General features: G+C 30.1%; 4 protein-coding genes and 1 pseudogene. All 5 read left to right on the top strand.

What is annotated here, in order from left to right:
* On the top strand, positions 1-760 hold a 760-nt coding region (locus ACQY5W_RS12960), incomplete at its 5' end, for a hypothetical protein (protein WP_428025390.1).
* A 2-nt stretch (positions 761-762) separates the two neighbouring features.
* Positions 763-1,248 (top strand): hypothetical protein, encoded by a 486-nt coding sequence (locus ACQY5W_RS12955; RefSeq protein WP_428025389.1) that lies wholly within the window; start codon positions 763-765, stop codon positions 1,246-1,248.
* A complete protein-coding gene (locus ACQY5W_RS12950; RefSeq protein ID WP_428025388.1) occupies positions 1,214-1,702 on the top strand; it encodes a hypothetical protein in 489 nt (162 codons plus the stop codon). The genes ACQY5W_RS12955 and ACQY5W_RS12950 overlap by 35 nt, the downstream gene beginning before the upstream one ends.
* A 63-nt stretch (positions 1,703-1,765) precedes the next feature.
* Positions 1,766-2,116, top strand: a pseudogene (locus ACQY5W_RS12945) (hemagglutinin repeat-containing protein); the annotation flags it as partial.
* 21 nt (positions 2,117-2,137) lie between these two features.
* The coding region (locus ACQY5W_RS12940; protein WP_428025391.1) for a hemagglutinin repeat-containing protein at positions 2,138-2,529 on the top strand (392 nt) is incomplete at its 3' end.

The following is a 2,529-nucleotide window of genomic DNA, read 5'->3' as shown; positions in this document are numbered from 1 at the left end:
AGTAACATCTGTAAATTCAGTATTTAATGACCCTTTGATTACTGCTAATAATACTGAGTTTAGTGGGATTGATAAGAGTTTAGGGGAAGATTTAACTGCAAAAGATGGTGCTATAATATCTTGGTATGTGTATAAAGATGATAAAGAAGCTAAACTTCCAAAACATATACAAGAGATTACTGATGAAGCAGCACTTAATAAATATGGATTATCTAAAAAAGACTTAGTAAATGAAAAAACAGGATTTAAATCAGCTGTATATGTGAATAAAATAACAGGTGAAGTAACTTATGGATATGCAGGTACCGATGGTATTGATGCAAAAGATATAAGAACTAATTTAGTACAGGGTATAGGTCTAACATCAGATGCTTATAAGCAAGCAATTGCTAATGCTGTTAAATTTAAGAATGCGACACAAAAACTAGGAGTAAAAGCTTCACTTACTGGACACTCTTTGGGTGGAGGAGAAGCTGCAGCAGGTTCTGAAAAAACAGGACTTGAAGCAAAAACATATAATGCAGCAGGTGTACATCCTTTTACTGTAATAAATGGAGAAGGCACAGGTAATATAGATAACTATTTTATGCAATATGATCCATTAACAATTCTTCAAAATATTTATCTAATACTACCTAATGCTTCTGGGAAACAGCATATATTAAAATCAAATAATGAAGATACATCAATTTTACAGAATATAACTGAGGGACATAGTATTAAAACAATTAGTAAATCTCCAGATTTAAAGGATGAATAACGATGAAAAGAATACTTATATTATGTTTATGGGTAATATTTGTTTTATTAATATATTTAATACCATTTGCATATATTCCATCTATGAATGTTACATCAGGTACGGAAATTAGAATCAATAATGTTACACAAGTAGAATATGATGAAATGAAAAAAGATTTTAGGATTATGATTACAAATCTTAATCCGCCCTTTGATTGTGAATTTGACAAAAAATATTGGAAGGCTGACAGAGATAGTGGAGAATTGATTTGTCAAGATTATAATTATAATCACATATACATGGAAATGAAAGAAAACAATATTAGTATTTATTATGGAGGAAGTACCTCTTTTGGGTTACCTACAAAAATGATTATAACTGATGAACATAAAAAGATACAAAAAATATTTTTAAATTTAGCTACAAAGTATAAGAAAAAGTATAAAGATGTAAAAGTTATTTTTTATCATCGTGATTTACCAAAAGAAGGTAAAAGATTATTATAAATCTGATAAAGAAAATTCTGATGATACTACAGCTTTAAATAGAGATACACAAAATATCTCTAAGACTATGGTAAATACAAGTTATGGAGTAAAAGTAGATGCTACTTTAGACCATAGACTTTTAACTGAAGATGGTAGAAAGCAGATTGCTGAAGATTTTACAAAAACAACTTTTATAACAAATGCTCTTTTAGAAGCTGCAACAACAAAATCAGCAGGTTTAGTAGGAGATAAGGCAAGTGGTGTAACAGGCTTTTTTCAAAATGTAGAAAATAAAGTAGCCTTATTTGAAGGAACAAAAAAATTTGTAAATGATCCTAAAAATGAAGAAGCAAGAAACATATTATTAAATCCAAATGCAAGCCCTGAAGAGATAAAACAAGCAAATCAACAACTTCATGACATTGGGCGTCAGGTGATAACCGATAACCCACCTCTAAACAATACCTCTTAAGGTTCAAAAACAACTTCAAATAATCAAGAAACAAAATCTCTAGCTTCAAATTTAAACGCAAATAATATAACCATAAAAACAAATAAAGATATAGATACAAATGTAACACTAAGTGGCTCAAATGCAATAGCACAAAATGAACTAAATATAGATACAAAAGATTTAACCCTAAAAGCAAGTGAAGATACAACAAACTCAAAATCAGATACAAAAGATTTAAGTGGTTCTGTATCTATGACTATGTATAGTGTAGCAGGACCACAAGTAAGCTTGGGATATGGGGAACAACATTATGACTCTGATAGTGTTACATATACTAACTCTCAAGTAAAAGGGAATAATGTAAATATAAATGTAGCCAATGATGCAAATATAGCAGGAGCAAATGTAAATGCAGAAGATACCCTAAACCTAAATGTAGGAAATGATTTAAATATAGAATCAAAAAGAAATGCCAATAACTCAAACTCAAATGGGTTTAATGTAAGTGCTGGATTCTCAACAGGTGGAGGTAGTGTAACAGGAATAAATGGAAGTGTAGGAGCAAACACAGGAAGAACAAAAATAAAACAAACAGTTCTTTCAAGTGTAACAGGCGATAAAGTAAATGTAACTACTGGAAATAATACAAACCTAAAAGGCTCACTTCTAGCAGCAGGAAGTTATGATGAGAATGGGAAATTTATAGATAACAATAACCTAAACCTAACAACTAAAACCCTAACATACTCAAACTCAACAGACTCAGTATATAACTCAGGGAATAGCTTTAATATTGGAACAAGTATAGGTTTTACTAAAGATGCAAAAGACCCAATTTCAAATGA

Source organism: Arcobacter sp., from assembly GCF_050300555.1.
Classification (GTDB): domain Bacteria; phylum Campylobacterota; class Campylobacteria; order Campylobacterales; family Arcobacteraceae; genus Arcobacter.
This window is presented reverse-complemented; position numbering and strand designations above follow the sequence as displayed.

Excerpts from the sequence above, each read along its gene's own strand:
- ACQY5W_RS12955 (WP_428025389.1), top strand. The coding sequence starts at position 763 with ATGAAAAGAATACTTATATTATGTTTATGGGTAATATTTGTTTTATTA.